Source organism: Desulforegula conservatrix Mb1Pa (assembly GCF_000426225.1).
Lineage (GTDB): Bacteria > Desulfobacterota > Desulfobacteria > Desulfobacterales > Desulforegulaceae > Desulforegula > Desulforegula conservatrix.
The window spans coordinates 1-15982 of the sequence record NZ_AUEY01000086.1 but is presented as its reverse complement, the minus strand read 5'-3'; the positions used below and the strand labels follow the sequence as shown (position 1 = coordinate 15982).

General features: G+C 49.5%; 20 protein-coding genes. 10 read left to right on the top strand and 10 right to left on the bottom strand.

What is annotated here, in order from left to right; all coding sequences use genetic code 11:
* The 10 genes from K245_RS0118450 to K245_RS26955 all read right to left on the bottom strand — a co-directional run.
* A partial coding sequence (locus K245_RS0118450; protein ID WP_027360392.1) for a hypothetical protein occupies window positions 1-2778 on the bottom strand: 2778 nt, incomplete at its 3' end.
* Between the two features lie 271 nt (window positions 2779-3049).
* Window positions 3050-3472, bottom strand: a complete 423-nt coding sequence (locus tag K245_RS0118440) for a hypothetical protein (RefSeq protein WP_027360390.1) — start codon at window positions 3470-3472, stop codon at window positions 3050-3052.
* A 107-nt stretch (window positions 3473-3579) separates the two neighbouring features.
* Window positions 3580-4335: a phage tail tube protein gene (locus K245_RS0118435; RefSeq protein ID WP_035277579.1), complete on the bottom strand. Its 756-nt coding sequence runs from the start codon at window positions 4333-4335 to the stop codon at window positions 3580-3582.
* Window positions 4336-4347: 12 nt separating this feature from the next.
* Window positions 4348-4599, bottom strand: a complete 252-nt coding sequence (locus tag K245_RS25355) for a hypothetical protein (RefSeq protein ID WP_035277578.1) — start codon at window positions 4597-4599, stop codon at window positions 4348-4350.
* A gap of 11 nt (window positions 4600-4610) precedes the next feature.
* Complete coding sequence (locus K245_RS0118425) at window positions 4611-5066, bottom strand: phage protein Gp37 (protein WP_027360388.1); 456 nt, start codon at window positions 5064-5066, stop codon at window positions 4611-4613.
* Window positions 5066-5599 carry a phage virion morphogenesis protein gene (locus K245_RS26965; protein ID WP_051284385.1) on the bottom strand — a complete coding sequence of 178 codons (534 nt, stop codon included), beginning with the start codon at window positions 5597-5599 and terminating at the stop codon, window positions 5066-5068. The genes K245_RS0118425 and K245_RS26965 overlap by 1 nt, the downstream gene beginning before the upstream one ends.
* A 45-nt stretch (window positions 5600-5644) precedes the next feature.
* Window positions 5645-6097, bottom strand: coding sequence for a gp436 family protein (locus tag K245_RS26960; protein ID WP_051284383.1), 453 nt, complete (start codon window positions 6095-6097; stop codon window positions 5645-5647).
* A 93-nt stretch (window positions 6098-6190) separates the two neighbouring features.
* A complete protein-coding gene (locus tag K245_RS0118410) occupies window positions 6191-7177 on the bottom strand; it encodes a major capsid protein (RefSeq protein WP_027360387.1) in 987 nt (328 codons plus the stop codon).
* Window positions 7178-7266: 89 nt separating this feature from the next.
* Complete coding sequence (locus K245_RS25340; protein ID WP_051284381.1) at window positions 7267-7599, bottom strand: head decoration protein; 333 nt, start codon at window positions 7597-7599, stop codon at window positions 7267-7269.
* Window positions 7599-8465: a hypothetical protein gene (locus tag K245_RS26955; RefSeq protein ID WP_051284379.1), complete on the bottom strand. Its 867-nt coding sequence runs from the start codon at window positions 8463-8465 to the stop codon at window positions 7599-7601. The genes K245_RS25340 and K245_RS26955 overlap by 1 nt, the downstream gene beginning before the upstream one ends.
* A gap of 163 nt (window positions 8466-8628) precedes the next feature.
* Here K245_RS26955 and K245_RS0118395 point away from each other — a divergent pair, with 163 nt between their 5' ends.
* The 10 genes from K245_RS0118395 to K245_RS25315 all read left to right on the top strand — a co-directional run.
* Window positions 8629-9090, top strand: a complete 462-nt coding sequence (locus K245_RS0118395) for a lytic transglycosylase domain-containing protein (RefSeq protein WP_027360386.1) — start codon at window positions 8629-8631, stop codon at window positions 9088-9090.
* Window positions 9091-9131: 41 nt separating this feature from the next.
* Window positions 9132-9302, top strand: a complete 171-nt coding sequence (locus K245_RS28115; protein WP_198013930.1) for a hypothetical protein — start codon at window positions 9132-9134, stop codon at window positions 9300-9302.
* A gap of 3 nt (window positions 9303-9305) precedes the next feature.
* Window positions 9306-9698, top strand: a complete 393-nt coding sequence (locus tag K245_RS0118385) for a hypothetical protein (RefSeq protein ID WP_035277574.1) — start codon at window positions 9306-9308, stop codon at window positions 9696-9698.
* Window positions 9692-10006 carry a hypothetical protein gene (locus K245_RS0118380; protein WP_027360384.1) on the top strand — a complete coding sequence of 105 codons (315 nt, stop codon included), beginning with the start codon at window positions 9692-9694 and terminating at the stop codon, window positions 10004-10006. Before K245_RS0118385 ends, K245_RS0118380 begins: the two co-directional genes overlap by 7 nt.
* Window positions 10006-10530: a DUF3486 family protein gene (locus tag K245_RS0118375; protein WP_027360383.1), complete on the top strand. Its 525-nt coding sequence runs from the start codon at window positions 10006-10008 to the stop codon at window positions 10528-10530. Before K245_RS0118380 ends, K245_RS0118375 begins: the two co-directional genes overlap by 1 nt.
* The gene (locus K245_RS25330) at window positions 10527-12005 is read left to right on the top strand and encodes a terminase large subunit domain-containing protein (RefSeq protein ID WP_051284377.1); all 1479 of its coding nucleotides are present in this window, start codon (window positions 10527-10529) and stop codon (window positions 12003-12005) included. Before K245_RS0118375 ends, K245_RS25330 begins: the two co-directional genes overlap by 4 nt.
* A gap of 210 nt (window positions 12006-12215) precedes the next feature.
* A complete protein-coding gene (locus tag K245_RS25325; protein WP_051284375.1) occupies window positions 12216-13862 on the top strand; it encodes a DUF935 domain-containing protein in 1647 nt (548 codons plus the stop codon).
* Window positions 13862-15160, top strand: a complete 1299-nt coding sequence (locus tag K245_RS26950) for a phage minor head protein (RefSeq protein WP_051284373.1) — start codon at window positions 13862-13864, stop codon at window positions 15158-15160. The genes K245_RS25325 and K245_RS26950 overlap by 1 nt, the downstream gene beginning before the upstream one ends.
* Before the next feature lie 173 nt (window positions 15161-15333).
* Complete coding sequence (locus tag K245_RS0118355; protein WP_027360382.1) at window positions 15334-15690, top strand: hypothetical protein; 357 nt, start codon at window positions 15334-15336, stop codon at window positions 15688-15690.
* 10 nt (window positions 15691-15700) lie between these two features.
* Window positions 15701-15982 (top strand): hypothetical protein (locus tag K245_RS25315; RefSeq protein ID WP_035277572.1); only part of this gene is annotated, 282 nt, incomplete at its 3' end.

Genomic DNA, 15982 nt, shown 5'->3' with positions numbered 1-15982 from the left:
TATATTTCCTAAAGTCGTGCCTATCGAAGCTCCGGCCGGGCCGCCCAAATAATAACCGATACCAGCACCGATGGCAGCCGCACCTCCCTGGACAGCGGCTTTCATCCAGTCGCCTGTTGTGACTCCTTTAATAACGGCGGAACTGACACCTGCTGTTATTGCCGCGCCTGTGCCTCCTGACAGAATACCTGACGTTCCTGATTCTTTAAGCCAGCCACCTACAGTCGTAGCGCCGTTCTCTGTGAGGTACTCGCCAAGGCTTCTTGCCCAACCGCCTGACAGGAACTCACCAAATTTTTCGGTAATGTTTGTAAGACCGGTTAAAAGAGAACCATCGCCTGAAGAACCTGCACCAGGTGTTGCCGGTGATCCCGGCGTTCCTCCGGCAATTGCCGGTGTAGAAGAAAGCCCTGCAGTTCCGCCAATCCATGCTGGCAGAGACATTCTCGCCATGTTGACCATCCAGTTTGAAACCAGATTTGCCACCATATTCTTGAAGGCTTTTGCGAAGCTGTCCAGATCGAGCTTGCCGTTTTCAAGAAAGCCGGTCAGGGTTTCCTGGATCTGTTCATATGCCTTGTCCCAGGCCTTGACTTTTTCCTGAAGCGCCTTTTCTTCTTTTTCCGCGGCATCATGCCTTATTTCGGCTTCTTTGGTTGCCCTGGCCTGGGCAAGCTCATCCTTAAGGGATTCAAGCGCACGTCCTTTAACCTTGTGCTTTTCGGCCCACGCATCAAGTTCCCGGAGTTCGTCCGCGTACCATTTCTGGTTAGCTGCCAGACGGTTAGCAAGGCTCTGGCTCTCATTCTTTTCAATGATCTGGCGGTATTCCCTGTGTTTGTCCGCAATGGCCTGAAGCCTCTTTCCTTCTTCTGTTTTTATTTTTTCTGCCGCTTTCTGAACTATCTGAGCCTTTTCTCTGGCATACCATTCGTCAATCGACTTCAGGTCTTTGGCATTGCCGTGTGCCAGCTTTTTCATGTCAGAGTATTCTTTTTCAATCTTCTCAAGCTGCTTGTCGGTTTCATCCTCAATCAGAGCGGTCTGACCTTTCCAGAGCCTCTCATGAAGCTTTTCCTGATCCTGCTGGATCTTCTTGATTTCAGAGGCTTTTTTCTGTTCACCCTCAATTTCCTTGATTTTGGCATTTACAGCCCTTGCGGACGCAGTCTCGGCAGCAGTGCCTTTTTTGTCCTCATCAAGGATGGCCTGCCTGGTCATGCTTATTCGTTGCTGATCCTGCTCGACGCTCTCCTGATGGGCATATCTGGATTTTCTGGCATTATCCTCCACAGACTGCCCGTAGTTTCTTAAAGCTTCGGCCTGTTTATCCCAGCCAATGGCCTCGAGCGCGCTTCCTGCGGCTTCTCCCACAAGGGGAATTGATTCTATGCTCTGCTTCAGCTGCTCGTTCCAGAGTACGAACTCTCCTATGAATTTCCCGAAATACTCCTTGGGCTTGTACCAGAAGGTGTCGGCCAGCTTGAATCCAAGGTCAGAAAGAAGACTGTCTATGCTTGCGTACAGAAGCTGAGTCCAGGTATCCACTGTCTGGCCAAACAGTTCCATTTCTCCAATATGCCTGCCGAGCTGCCAGCCTATGAAGGCGGCTGCCACGGCTCCGATTGCTGTTGTCAGGCTGAAAAGAGAGGCGTTGGCAATGGAGACAGACGCGGTAAATTCATTCAAAAGAGCGGAAATCGAACTGATGAACATCAGACTTTTGAAAGCCAGCAGCACCGAGCCAAGCACAGCCACGACCATGCCTGATATTTTCAAAAGCTCCCGATGTTCGTCATTCCATTTTATAACCGCGGAAACATGATCATAAGTCCACTTGACCGCCTCTCCCATTGCCTTTCCTATGGAAGAGGCAAGCTCCATCAGGGATTTGTTCCAGATTATGGTGCCATCTTTTACGGTAAAAATGTGCGAGGTCAGATCCCTGGCAGATATCCCAAGCTGATCAAAAAATGGTTTCAGACCAATTCCAAGAATCGACTGGCCTGCGTCCTGAAGGTTTGAAAAAGACACGCCGAGACTGACATTCGCTTTTTCAGCAGCAAGCGTCGCGCCTTCAAATGCTTTCATGACAGCCGGATAAAGCTCTCCTGTTTTGGCCAGTTCCTTCAGCTTTTCATTTGTCAGGCCCACGCTCTGCATAAGCGGCATGAGCCTTGTGTTCATGCTGGTCATGGTTCCTGTCAGAACAGAGCGTATTTCCTCGCCCATCTGATTGAGGTTTATTCCCATTGCCGTCGCTGCCTGGGTCGTGGCGCTCGTAAAACTGATTATCTGGTCAGGATTGAATCCGGCCCTGACCGCAGGAGTCCATGCCTGGGTAACGGTGTTTGAAAGCTGTTCGAATGTCGCGGCTGTCTGAAGTCCGGCAATTCTTAGTTTTTCCTGAAACTGGGAGCTGAATTGTAAAGATTCGTTAAACGCTGCCTGGCCTGTCAGCACTCTTCCTTGCGCGTCAGAAAACTGCATGGTCGCGTAAGCAAGTGAGGCAAGACCAATCTGGGTATCTTCAAGCGTGCGGTTGTAGCTGTAGGCGGACTGAATGGCGCTATTAAAAGTCAGGCCACCGGCAATTATTCCCGCAAAACGCATGGCCGTTGACATGGCGGAAGACATGGTGCCGTTGACTTCTGACAGGGTGCGCTGATATGTCTTTGAAGACTCACCAAGATTATCAAATCCGGTTTTCACCTGATTCAAAGCATCTGAAGCCATGTTCTTCGCGCTTATTATTATCGAGACCCTGTTTTCCGCCATAATTCAACCCTGTTTTAAAATACTCTCATCTTTGCGTTTATTGCCTGCCTCAACCTGCCGAGGTCTTCCCATATCTGCATACTCAGATCATTGGCCCGGAAAGGAAATCCCCCAAGTCCCAAAAGATGCAGCTTAAAGAGATGCAGAACATATTCATGCGTCGCCGGTCTGTAATGGCACTCATCACAATTTGACCCTGGCCTGCAATTTCTCTCTTTGCGCTTTTCGCCGCATCCTTCGAGCATGAGGGTAATTTCATGCTCAAGATCCTCTATGCTGCTGACAAAGGGCTGGTATCATCACCTTCGGTCACGAACTCGATATCATCCGCGCCCCTGGCAACTCCTGTGCCTTCAAAAACCTGCTGGGCCACTGCTGCAACAACATCAGGCGCAAGCTCCCTTAAAATCCTCTGCCAGTCTTCACGATAACCCTTGTCAGCCTTATCCGCGCTGATTGCCTGGCCTTCATAGCCAAAGGTTCCGGGCTTGAATCCTGTAAGAATTTTAGTGCCGTATTCAATTCTGGTTTGATATACGCGGTTCAAAACCTTCTTGCCCTTGCGCTCAAAAAGTGCAGCCTGATAGCCAGCCATTTCAGAGGCTATTGGTCTGCGGTAATACATTTCATGAACATCGCCGGAAGAACCGTCCTGGATTTCGATTGTATTTTTAGGCGCTGTAAGGTCTCTCATGTATTCAAATCTCCTTTATATGTTTGGCTCTCTGATTCCCCCTTTTCAAAAGGGGCAGGGGGATTTTTAAAACGGTGCGTGCAAAAGCGGCACACACCCTACCTCAATTAAAGCAAAACGATTTTGCCGAACTGCCCGAGAGCGTTGCTGGTTGGTTTTGTGGTATCAACCAATAGTTCGGCTTTCAGATCCTGCTTATTCCAGTCATCATTGATCATGGAAAGGCCCGCAGGATCAAAACTGAGCTTGTAAAGCTCCAGCATCACCTTGCTGCTGTCCACGGTATTGATGCCTTCGAACCTCAGATATCTTTCCGGTATCTGCTCGGTGAACAGGGCCATATCTGTTCGTGCGCCATAGGAATAACTTGCCTTCAATGGTTGGACTATTCCCACCGGAGTCGTCAGATCCAAAACAGTAAAGGCCCCATAAACCAGATCATCAGCCGAGGCGCTGTAGTTGGTACCCGATGTAAGTGTTTTTGGAGTTGCCGAGCTGTCCTTGATCACAAGAGACGAAACCTTCTGGTTTGCAAGCAGATATCTTGAACCCACAACCATCGTATTTGGAAGAACCTCGTCAACAACGCTTGAGCCAGCAACAGTCACCTGTTTGCCATAAAGGGCAAGCGCAAGGTTATCGAGATTAAAGTCCTCCATGGACATCGAAACAGTGCCTTTTTTGGTCTTTATGATTCGTGCGTCCCTAGCCCTGTTACCGGTATAGGACTCGATGTGCTCCATGTTGTCGATTTCAAGGTTAAGCTCCAGATTCGGAGTATTACCAAGAAAAACCATTGCTCCAGGGACTCCCTGGGCGTTTCTTGTGGCGAGGTAAACTTTCCCCTGTCCGCTAAGATACATATACAGCCTCCCTTATGTGTTTATCGCTTCTTTGCCTTCATCCGCCTCGATACACCTTATCGAATGTCCCGGATCTATCTTCTCAAGCCCGGCATCTATGATTTTAGCCACCGGAGAACTCCACGGAATCTTTCCGCCGTTTGCTTTCTTTATCTTCCCGATCCTGCTTGAAATGGTCTCGTCCGGATCGCCTCCGCCGATTGTATTGCCAAGCTGATCCAGGGCTATGAGAACATTCAAGCCCCATTTAGCGACTGTCTTCATTTTCACCTCTTTCAAGTTCTTTTAATCGCCCTGTAAACGGCCATGTAAACACACAGCCCTTGCGCAGGTTTATAAATCACGGGGTATTCCCGTTCTCTTTCAAGTGGCTTCCACCCTGGGATCACATTTTTTCTGTGCAGACTTTCCTTAACCTGCTCAAGCAGGCTATAAACTCCGGGTGATCTTGTATCGCCGCGCATGGCAAACTCCGCGCCCCGTGAATTCTGATCCGCTACAACCAGGGCGACAGAAGCGGCTATTTCATCAGACAGGTTCCTGCTTTCGGAAGAAAGCGCCGACGCCACAACATAGACACATGGAAACAGATCGAGCCTTGCAACCATGTCGGCCAGATCTCCTTCTGTATCGAGCTGGCCGCCGTAAGCATCAAGATTCCTGACACCCGAAGCCTTAAGAGGCGCAAGAGCTTCAAGCACCTTGTCTTCTATGATCTGGAATTCGTGCATTAGCTGTTTCCTTTTGTCAGGTGATGGATAATGATTTCTTCAACATCAGAAACGCCGACCTCTTCCAGGCTCGTTGGCAGGAATTGGCGATCCACCATAAACATTCTGGCCTGATGCGCCCTAATTGATGCCCAAACAGGAAATTTCAACTTTTTGCCAAAAGCCTGGGTCACTTTACGCTGATGAGCCTTTATACTGATCCGTCCATTAAACCCGAACTGATGGATCGCCGCGTATTTCACATTTGTGCCGACAATTACCGAGTTACCGGAAACCTGACTGGTAATACTGTTCTTGAGCCTGCCTTTGTCGGACAAGGTCTGTCCGCCTTCCTTCAAAGCTCTGTCACTTTTTGGCCAGGGCAGCCCTGTAGGAGTTTTTTCAAACCTGAAACTCAGCCTCGCCACAGACACCACATGCTCGCCTATGGATTTCATGGCAGGAGTCAGATCACCGGCCTTTCTTTCCAGTTCGGCCAGCATGGTCTGTATTTTGTCCTTGCCTTCAAGACTGATGTTTATGTTGACTGACATATCCCCATCCCATCGGATTACGAGCAAAGGGCGCTCAAATTAGACCTACATCCTGTCCAGAAAACTGCCTGTGAAAATCTGGGGTCTGGCTGCTACGACCATGCTTCCTGATTCCTGTTCCGTTTCCCTTGCCTCAAGCTCCACAGCGCCTACCCGCACAACCCCTTTGGAAATCTGAGAGAGCATTTCAACCGCTCTTTTGTAGAGATTCTCCCACTTTTCAGGTACTTTTTCGGTAGACCGCCTCATAGACAGGTAGTAGACGGTAATCCGGGCAGACAACGCAGTAACCATCCTCGGCACAGGCTCAAGCGGAGTTTTATATCTACCTGCCAGATATACATCTATCTCGCTGTCTGCCTGTTCGACCGCTTCAACTATAATGGATGCGACTGCCACATCTTCCAGCCCGGCAGCTGCTCCGGAGTCATCACACCACCTGAGCAGAGTTCTTTCGTCGGTCAGTTTTTTCAGATCTTCTGTTGTGCAGTAAGGCATGGTTCACCGTTTTTTTGTAGGGTGCTCAAACCGGAAGGTTTGCGCACCATTCTTGTCTGGTGCGCAGGCACTGCGGCCTGAGCACCCCACGGACTAAACAACCGTCGCGTAAACAACAGCACCCGGCTGAAAGAGAACAGGAAGCGGTCTTGCTTCCACCTTTATCCATTTGCCTGAAGGGTCTTTCTCGTCCCAGGCCTTGGAAAAAAACATGTCCGCGATGTTGCCGGAACCAACTCCGCCACCAGCCTCAAGATCCACCACAGGAGCAAAAAGCTCTGCTGCTATGTCCGCGCCTACGCCAACGATAATAAAAGCGCCTTCCGGTATGAGCGGCTGCCTGTTTCCCGAAGCGTCCTTGTAAGTGCCAAAATACTCCTCAATCTCAAGTCCTCCGAAATTGGTGATTCGGCCTTCGTTGGCAAGCTGGTTCCCGATTGTATATTTCAGAAATTCGAGGGCTTTAGGGTTACCAAGAAGCGCATCCATTGCTTTAGACCCGCAAAACGCATAAAACCTGTCAACCGTGACCTCATCAGATATAACCTTCTTCCATGCCCTGATGTTCTTCATTGGATCGCCAGCGTCATCCCATTTTGCGGTAGATGTCAGAACCGGTTTCTGGGCAGACACAAACCCGTAATCGACGATAACAGCGCCTGACTCATCGACAACCTGACCTGTAAGCGCCTTGACAGCCATGAACTCGCGTGTTCTGTCCACAGATGTCCTCATGTCCATCTGTTCGTCAGCTATGCGACTTTTTAGAAGCTCAGGAGCGGACGCATCACCAAAACCCCGCATTGCGTTGAGGTCGGCCGCCGATATCAACCGCTTTTCAGCAAACCTCGGAGCCTCGCATGTCACGGTTTTGCGGCCTGCCTTGTCAGTGACCTGGGCAGACTCGGTCACCTTGATATTTTTAAGAATTCTTTCGGAGCTTGACTTTATGTCAAACGCGAACCTGTCGGACAGCTCCTGCTTTTTTTTACCGAAAACCTTGTCCAGGACAGTAGTCTTGACAGGTTTGATTTTATTGACGGATGCGGAAATAACCCGCGTTTTGAAAATGTTGTCCATTTGATCCCCCTGATGTAGGGTGCGTGGCGTCCTTCCACGCACCATTGCTCAATGAACGGTGCGTGCAAAAGCGGCACGCACCCTACAGTTTAAACGAAGTAAATACCCTTAGGCTCCAGCGCCAACTTTGCGGCAGCATCAAGCCCTGTCATATTTCTTTCCACATAGACTCCGGCAAAACCAACAACTGCATCAACATCAGCAGACGCAGCAGCCGCAACTTCCAGAAGCACGGCGACCGGAACCTGTGAGCCGTCCGAGCTTCCCGACGCATAAGCCTTGAGTTTACCCGATGCTGTAACACGGCCAAGGATTGTTCCCTGGACAAGATCAGCGCCCGAAGCTATGGTCTTCTTGATTCGGACAGGGTTATCCTTGGCGACAAAAGCCTTTTCATCCTGGGTATACGTTACTAACGGCATTATTTACCTCCTGTAACCCTGGCCGCTATCTCATCGGCCAGCTTCATATCTTCGGAATATTCCTGTTTGTCCGCATCAGCCTTTTCTTCCGGCTTCGCCATTGTCTTGAAAAGAGGGTGAGCAGAAAAGCCCTCGATGAACTCACGGAACCAGACACCAGGCGACACTTTTTTACCTTCTGAAAACTCGTATGTTGCCTCGTTTTCATCAAGTGCGGCCATGAACTCGGCCAGTCCCTGCTTTTCCCAAGCAGGCAGGATCTTCCCGGCTTTAATACCAGCAGAAATAAGCTCATCGATTTCCTTGCGCCTGGTCTTTTTCTGGTTTTCGCTGAATTCGGCGTTCTGTCTGGCAAGCTCAGCCTTGACGGCGTTCGTCGTTTTTTCGGCCTCCAGCCTTGCCGCTTCTGACTCAGCGAGCTTTTTTTCCAATGCTTCTACACTCATATTCGTCTCCTGAAATTCGTATTCAGGGCACTCTTCCGAGCCTGAAAAGGCAAAGTCCTTAAGCCCTTTCACAGCAGGAGGCTGCGCCCCCAGAAAACCGACGTGCCTTAGAAGCATGTCGGGGTATAGCGAGATCGATCTTTTCTTGAACATCCCGGAGTTCACCATTTCAGCAAATTCCGGGGCAACCTGCCTGCATTTAGCGAAGAGTCGGCTTCCCTCTGCCTTCAGGCTTTCAACCCATCCCCAGGCAGGAGCGTTTTCAGCTGGATGCCCAATCACAAGCGGAGCTTCATGGTCTTTCTGGGCATTGTATTTTTCGGCCATGTTCGCAAGGTCGGCATCTGTCCATTCTCTGGATTTGCCGTTCTTGTCCGTGTGAGTCCCGGCACTGAAGATTTCCATCAATTTCTGATCCATTCATCCTCCTTTTCAGCTTGTTACCCCCTTGTTTAACCCGAATTTAAAACCGCTGTAATGGTGACGGTATTCGCCATGATGTCTGATGGATATTCAGGTTATTCAGATCTTGAAATTACAATGAGGCTCCGGACGGAAGGGGCCGGGACATATGGAGGCGACGATGGATTTCGGGAATCATCTACTGGAAATGGCAAAGCTGGCAGCTGCAAAACACGAGCTTGAACCGGCCCTTGTTATCGCTATCTGCGAAGTGGAAAGCGGGTTTAACCCTTTGGCGGCAAGGCACGAACCGTCTTTCAGGTATATTGTGCAGAAATCGGACAAGCCAGCCAATTGCAGCCTTGCCACAGAAATCAATCTCCAGAAGACAAGCTTCGGGATGATGCAGGTCATGGGCGCGACAGCAAGGGATCTGGGGCTTAAAGGATGGATCACTATACTTGTCGATCCTGAAACAGGCCTTGAATGGGGATGCCGTTATTTGAAGCGACAGATGAAAAGATACGAGTCTCTGGGGCTTGATGCCGTAATCGCATCATACAATGCGGGAAGCCCTGTTTATAACAACGGACGGCTCCAGAACCAGGACTATGTGGATAAGGTAAAAGCGGCAATGAAGTAATTCCGACAATATTCCCCCTTTCAAAGGGGGCAGGGGGATTTATGAAAACAAAACAATACATAATCGACAGACTCAAGGAACCTTCAACATGGCGTGGCCTTGTACTGATAGCCACGGCGCTTGGAGCAAAGATAACCCCTGACCAGAGCGAGGCCGTAATAATGGTCGGAATCAGCATCGCCGGACTGATCGGCGTAGTAACGGAAGGATAGACAATGCCACCAGTAGCAATCGAAACATGGCAGCTGATATTATTTCTCGCAGGGCTTCTGATTTCCTTTTTCGGGTTTTCCGCAGCAGTCGGGAAAATACTGCTGGCACAGTCAAACAAGCGCCTGGATGAAAAGTTCGCGGCTTTTGAAACTATCAGGGTTCAGGCCACCAAAAACCTTGAAGACAAATTCACGGCCCTGATGGAGCAGCACAAGGAAGACGCGAAAGGATTACAGGAACTTGAAAAAGAGTTCCTGAGATTCCAGAGGGATCTTCCCCTTGAATATGTCCGCAGGGAAGACTGGATGCGCAACCAGACAATCATAGAAGCCAAGCTCGACGCTCTGGCCCTTAAAATAGAAAACCTCCAGCTGAAAGGATTACGCGAGTGTTAGATCAGGCAAAGACAAGACGTGAACAGATACGCTGGTATATCATTCTCACCCTCAATAACGCCAGACCAATAGGCGCGTACGAGGAAGTCGTTTTATCGACAATACAGGGAATATATCCGGACGCCACAACTATGGAGGTCAGAAAAGAACTTGACTACCTGGCAGACCGCAAGCTCGTGGATCTGATCAGGGAGCCTTCAGGAAGATGGTTTGCAGAGCTTAACCGTCTCGGAGTCGATCTGGCTGAATACACAATCGACTGTGAGCCGGGAATCGCAAGACCTAAAAAATACTGGAGCGGAGCCTGATGCCAAGTCCAAGCGGTGTTGAAAAGTTGCCAAAGGAAATCAAGGAATGGCTGGATATCACCCTGGTAGACAGCAACTTCAGCGGGTACAAACAGCTTGAAGAAGAACTCCGCGAACGCGGTTTCCAGATCAGTAAATCAGCCATTCACAGATACGGGCAGAACTTTGAAAAAAGACTCTCTGTCGTGAAGATGGCAACAGAACAGGCAAAGGCAATCGTAGAAAACACATCTGATGATGAAGGGGCCATGTCAGAGGCTCTGATGAGGCTGGTTCAGGAGAAGATTTTCACCGTTTTGATGGATTTCGAGCCAGACTCTGAAAAGCCAATCAAACTTGACAGCCTCGCAAAAGCCGTGGCCGAACTTGGACGCGCTTCAGTCACCCAGAAGAAATACGCGGCAGAGGTAAGAAAAAAGACAGAAGAAACCGCCGCAAGTGTTGTGCAGACAGCCAGAAAAGGCGGCCTCAGCGATGAGACCGTAGAGCAGATCAAACGCCAGATATTAGGAATTGCGTCATGACAGAAAACGTCGAGACATTGCTTCGATATCAGAAAAAATGGGCTGAAGACAAGTCTGAGGTTGCCATTATCGAAAAGTCGAGACGAACAGGCGTTTCATGGTCTGAGGCTGGAATATCAACACTTGAGGCATCAAGCAAGTCAGGCATGAATGCCTGGTACATAGGCTACAACAAAGACATGGCCTATGAATTCATTCTGTACTGCGCATGGTGGGCAAAGCTCTACAATCTCGCTGCCGGTGAAATTGAAGAAACTGAGGAAGTTTTCAAAGACGGCGATGAAAGCAAGTCCATACTTTCCTTTGTGATCCGTTTTGATTCAGGCTGGCGCATCACGGCTCTTTCATCCAGACCCGCCAACCTTCGCGGAAAGCAGGGCCGGGTTATAATTGATGAAGCGGCTTTCCATGACCAGCTTGGCGAGCTTCTGAAAGCGGCAATGGCTCTCCTGATGTGGGGCGGCAAGGTTCGCATCATATCCACACACAATGGCGTGGATAACGAGTTCAACGAATTAATCAAAGAAGTAAGAGAAGGCAAAAAACCATACAGCCTTCACAGAGTCACCCTTGACGATGCCCTTGAAGAAGGTCTGTACCAGAGAATATGCCTCAAGCTTGGAAAGGAATGGACTCCTGAAGCCGAAGCGTTATGGCGACAGAACCTTATAGATTCCTATGGAGAGGCTGCCGAGGAAGAACTTTTCTGTGTGCCAAGCAGAAGCGGCGGAACATATCTGCCCATAGGCCTAATTGAAGCAAGGGTGAACGCTTCAACTCCGGTGATAAGGATTTCAAGGGACGAAGAATTCGGCAGGCTGCCCGATGAAGCCAGAGCCTTTGATATAAGATCATGGTGCGAGGAAGAACTCCAGCATCATGTCAGGGCCATATCAGATCATCCCCAGGTGTTTTTCGGGGCCGACTTTGCCAGATCCAGCGACCTTACAGTTATCTGGCCTCTAATAAAAATGCAGGATTTCAGGCTTAAAACGCCTTTTGTCCTTGAAATAAGAAACATGCCTTTCCGTCAGCAGGAGCAGATCCTCTTTTATTTTCTGGACAAACTGAAGGGTTTTGCAGGCGGCGCAATGGACGCAAGGGGCAACGGCCAGTATCTGGCAGAAGTCGCTGCCCAGAGATACGGATTCTCCCGCGTCATCCAGACCATGCTTTCAGAAAAATGGTATCTCGAAAATATGCCTCCCCTGAAAGCGGCGCTTGAAGACGGAACAATATACGACATGCCAGCAGACAGGGACATTCAGTCAGACCTGAGAGCGTTCAAGGTTGTGCGGGGTGTTGCAAGAATACCGGATCAGCGAACCAGTGACAAGGATGGCAAAAAACGCCACGGAGACGCAGGTATAGCACTTGTAATGGCAAACCATGCCGCAAGAATATGTTCCGGATTCGACGACAATATAATTTCAGGAATGAAGAGGGAAACCTCCCGCTATCTGGACAGAATGTAGGGTGTGTGGCGTCCTTCCACGCACCATTTTGGCAAATATTTGCAAGACCGCCCCAGAGGCGCGCAAACGCCTTTAAAAAACAAAACACGGCCACATATATCAGCAAGGGCCAGTAAATAGTTTTTAAACACCTTCTAAACACCTTTGCGTCGATTTATTTCGAATGATCGAACCACCAAAACAGTCAGGCGAAACAGGAGCAGGACAAGAATGAAGCTTTTCGACCGTTTCAGAAAAAACCAATCCGGCAAGATAACCGCTTTTTCAGAGGCTGAAAAGATAGACCGGAGTCGCCTATCCGAAGAAATAGCCTCGCGCCCTCATGCCTGGGACTGGTCAGGATCGCTCGGACTTCTTCCTGATCCGGATCCTGTGCTCAGAAAACTTGAAACAGGAGACGAAATCCTTGAATCCCTGACTGCGGACGGCCATCTGATCAGCGTCATACAGTCCAGAAAAGCCAAAACCATAAGCAGGGAATTCAAATTCGAGCCTGGCCGCGTCGAAGGCGAAAAGCCAGGCCCACAGGCTGAAAAGCTGCTCTCTGATTTCAAGGCGGATCTTGAACGCATCGATCTTGATATACTCATTTCAGGAATCCTTGACGCTCCGCTTTACGGCATGACGCCCATAGAAATCATATGGGACACTGGCAATTCCCCCTTTCAAAGGGGGGCAGGGGGATTAAGAATCACAAACCTCAAATGCCTTCCTGCCCGCTGGTTCGGCTTTGATGACGAAAACAATCCAAGATTCAAGTCCATATATAATCAGTGGATGGGAGAAGAAATCCCCTTCGGCAAGTTCGTATTTGCCCGGCACTATCCGACATACGACAATCCATACGGCTTAAGGCTTCTTTCCCGCTGTTTCTGGCCAGTAACCCTTAAAAAAGGCGGGCTGAAATTCTGGTCCGTCTTGGCTGAAAAATACGGAATGCCCTACCTGATAGGAGAATACAGACAAGGTGCGCCCCTTTCCGAACAGAATGAAATGCTGAACAAACTGTTCTCGATGGTTCAGGATGCCTGCGCAGTAATCCCTTCAGGCGGCACGGTCAAAATACTCGAGACAGCATCAAAGGCATCAGCCGACATCCACAAAACCCTTGTGGAAACAATGAATGCCGAAATTTCCAAGATTATCCAGGGCCAGACCCTCACAACAGAAATGGGCAAATCAGGATCGTACGCTGCCAGCAAGACACACAAGGATATCCTGGACGATTACAGACAGGCTGATCAAAAGCTCGTTAAGACCGTATTCGAGGAAATAGCCTGGCTTTACGGACAGATAAACGCACCCGGCGTTCCAACACCAATCATGATCTGGCAGGACGAAGAAGACCCGAAAAAGGATTTTGCGGAACGTGACAAAAGCCTTTTTGACGCAGGCGTAAATTTCACCAAAACCTATTATATGCGCCAGTACGGCCTTAATGATGATGATTTTGAACTCATACAGACGGACGTAGGTCGTGCTGAGCCTAAGCGAAGCCCGACAACAGGCTCCAGGCAGGCAGAATACGCCGAACCGAAAGCAAACGGAGAACCCGCAAGCATTCCCACTTCCAAAGGGGGCAAGGGGGATTTCACTCCAAACCAGCAATCCATAGAAAACCTTGCTGACAAAGCCATACAGCAGGCGGCCGACGCCATGAAATCAAACGAGGACAAGATCCTCAACGCGATCATGGAGTCAACATCATATGAAGACGCGATCCAGAAGCTTCTGGAGCTTTATCCGGATCTCGACATAGACGGCCTCGCAGGAAGCCTTGAAAGAGCAATGCTGAGTGCCGGTATTTTTGGACGCTGGACAGTTCAAAAGGAATCTTCCGCAAAAGGGGAAATGTAATGCTCAACCTCGAACCATTAGCAATGCAGGAAGCCGTGGACTTCTGGAAAAGCAAGATCCTGATGTCTCCATCGGATTACAGAAATCTTTCCGAAGAGGCAAAAATCAGGGCATTTGCAGTTTCTGGCATTGCAAGGGGAGCGGAGCTTGAAACTGTCTTTAACTCCATTTCAAGGGCCATTGAAACCGGCACAACTTTTGATGATTTTAAACGGGAGTGCGCTTCAATATTCGAGCGCCGTGGATGGACGGGCCTCGGAGCCTGGCGAATCGACAACCTGTTCAGAACCAACATCCAGACAGCCTACAACGTGGGCAGATACAGGCAGATGATGGAAGTGGCGGATGACAGGCCATACTGGATGTATGACGCGGTAAACGATTCAAGAACAAGACCGGCACACAGGGCAATGGACGGTAAGGTTTACAGATACGACAACCCTGTATGGGACACATGGTATCCGCTGAACGGCTTCAGGTGCAGATGCTCTGTTACTTCTCTTTCCGAATCCCAGGTCAGGCGCATGGGCCTGAATGTCGAAGAAGGAGACCCCACAAACACGCTTGTGGAAACCAGAGACCACAGAACAGGCAATGTCATGCCAGCATTCCAGCTTATTCCTGATCCTGGGTTCTCATATAATCCCGGAAGATCAGCGTGGGGCGGGATTGTAGACAATTCCATGACAAGCTCAAGGAATATGCTCCACACCATGCCAGATCTGCGCGGACATGCTGATTACAGGCTCCCGGCAGTACGAAACATGGCAGGGCTTCCTGAATTGCCGGAGCTGCTACCTGATATATCATCATTAAAAGCCGAAGGTCTGACCAATTCACAAGTTGAACAGTTTTACAGGAATGAATTTCAAACGGCTTTCGGGATTACCAAGGGTGAAGAAGCCATACTGACCGCACCAGATGGTGAATCTGTAATAATCAGCGAGAGAATCATTCAGGGCAAAGGCGGAAGGGTGAAAATAACAAAAGGAGACCGAGGGCAGTACATCCCTCTTTTCCACGACACGGCATCAAGCCCTGATGAAGTATGGCTCACACCTATGAAAGATGACAGCGGAAAGATACTGCTGAGACGCAGGCAATTCAAGTTCTGGCGGGGCCAAAATGAAAACGTGTCAGGGTTCGCGGTTCTGGATTTCGACAAAGGAGTATGGACAGGAGTCAGTATTTACGATGTTCAGGACAGCCAGGAACACCCGGTGGATATGGAAAACCTACTCGATGGGCCTTTGGGGTACAGACGAGGCTTGCTGCTTTATAAAAAGAAAAAGGCGTGACCTCTGCCTTTCCGGATCTTGGGGCTAATTGCCCGTCGCCCCTGCGGTGCAGATATCCGCAGGGCCATAAACAACCCCCTTAGTCCCGGCGTCACGCCTCATTATTAATAACAATAAACCATGTGTCGAAATTTGTAAAGAATCGGCGCAAACCCCAAATAATGGAGGGATAAATGGCAAACGAGAACAAGTACAAGGAATTTCCAGTGGATGGAAACAACAAGCCCATCCACTCAAGCACAGAACGCAAATTACTGACCCTGAACGGCGATGGATCTTGGAAAGATGTGATTGTTCCGGAAGGGGTTGAATGCAAGGCAGTAATGGTCGTTGTCCACACGATGGACTCGGCAAACTACGGGAACTTTTTGCCACCTGGAGAATACCACTATTTTCCGGGAACCGACACCAACCCAACCGAATGGATACCGATGCAAAGCGGCCCACAGCCATGGGCAGGCAAAGAGACAACAAACCTGGGCAAGGTTCGTGCGGCAGCAGGCAAGATATCTATTTTGTTTATGACTTAAGGCGGGAACCATGTTTGATACATTGGATTACAGTGCTTTCAAAACCGGATATGGCGGCAAACAGATAAAAGAATCAGCTGCGTTCGCTATGGATATCCGTCCGGGGCAACCGCTCAGGGACAGGGTTAGTGGCGTTGAAGCTATCTGCAATATCCCGGGAGATCGATGGGGGGTTGTTAATGGAATAGTAACCAGGATTCCGGCCTACAAACCAGCTGTAGTGGACGGTGGCCTGAGAAATTATCCAGCTTTTACACAGGTCTTACGAAAGAGCAGGACGCTAACAGACGCT

Bases quoted from the DNA above. Each gene is read 5' to 3' on its own strand.
- K245_RS25330 (WP_051284377.1), top strand. From the start codon at position 10,527: ATGACAGAAAACGTCGAGACATTGCTTCGATATCAGAAAAAATGGGCT.
- K245_RS0118440 (WP_027360390.1), bottom strand. From the start codon at position 3,472: ATGAGAGACCTTACAGCGCCTAAAAATACAATCGAAATCCAGGACGGT.
- K245_RS25325 (WP_051284375.1), top strand. From the start codon at position 12,216: ATGAAGCTTTTCGACCGTTTCAGAAAAAACCAATCCGGCAAGATAACC.
- K245_RS0118355 (WP_027360382.1), top strand. From the start codon at position 15,334: ATGGCAAACGAGAACAAGTACAAGGAATTTCCAGTGGATGGAAACAAC.
- K245_RS26965 (WP_051284385.1), bottom strand. From the start codon at position 5,599: ATGTCAGTCAACATAAACATCAGTCTTGAAGGCAAGGACAAAATACAG.
- K245_RS26955 (WP_051284379.1), bottom strand. From the start codon at position 8,465: ATGGATCAGAAATTGATGGAAATCTTCAGTGCCGGGACTCACACGGAC.
- K245_RS25340 (WP_051284381.1), bottom strand. From the start codon at position 7,599: ATGCCGTTAGTAACGTATACCCAGGATGAAAAGGCTTTTGTCGCCAAG.
- K245_RS0118385 (WP_035277574.1), top strand. From the start codon at position 9,306: ATGCCACCAGTAGCAATCGAAACATGGCAGCTGATATTATTTCTCGCA.
- K245_RS0118410 (WP_027360387.1), bottom strand. From the start codon at position 7,177: ATGGACAACATTTTCAAAACGCGGGTTATTTCCGCATCCGTCAATAAA.
- K245_RS0118395 (WP_027360386.1), top strand. From the start codon at position 8,629: ATGGATTTCGGGAATCATCTACTGGAAATGGCAAAGCTGGCAGCTGCA.
- K245_RS0118425 (WP_027360388.1), bottom strand. From the start codon at position 5,066: ATGCACGAATTCCAGATCATAGAAGACAAGGTGCTTGAAGCTCTTGCG.
- K245_RS0118375 (WP_027360383.1), top strand. From the start codon at position 10,006: ATGCCAAGTCCAAGCGGTGTTGAAAAGTTGCCAAAGGAAATCAAGGAA.
- K245_RS25355 (WP_035277578.1), bottom strand. From the start codon at position 4,599: ATGAAGACAGTCGCTAAATGGGGCTTGAATGTTCTCATAGCCCTGGAT.
- K245_RS28115 (WP_198013930.1), top strand. From the start codon at position 9,132: ATGAAAACAAAACAATACATAATCGACAGACTCAAGGAACCTTCAACA.
- K245_RS26960 (WP_051284383.1), bottom strand. From the start codon at position 6,097: ATGCCTTACTGCACAACAGAAGATCTGAAAAAACTGACCGACGAAAGA.
- K245_RS0118435 (WP_035277579.1), bottom strand. From the start codon at position 4,335: ATGTATCTTAGCGGACAGGGGAAAGTTTACCTCGCCACAAGAAACGCC.
- K245_RS26950 (WP_051284373.1), top strand. From the start codon at position 13,862: ATGCTCAACCTCGAACCATTAGCAATGCAGGAAGCCGTGGACTTCTGG.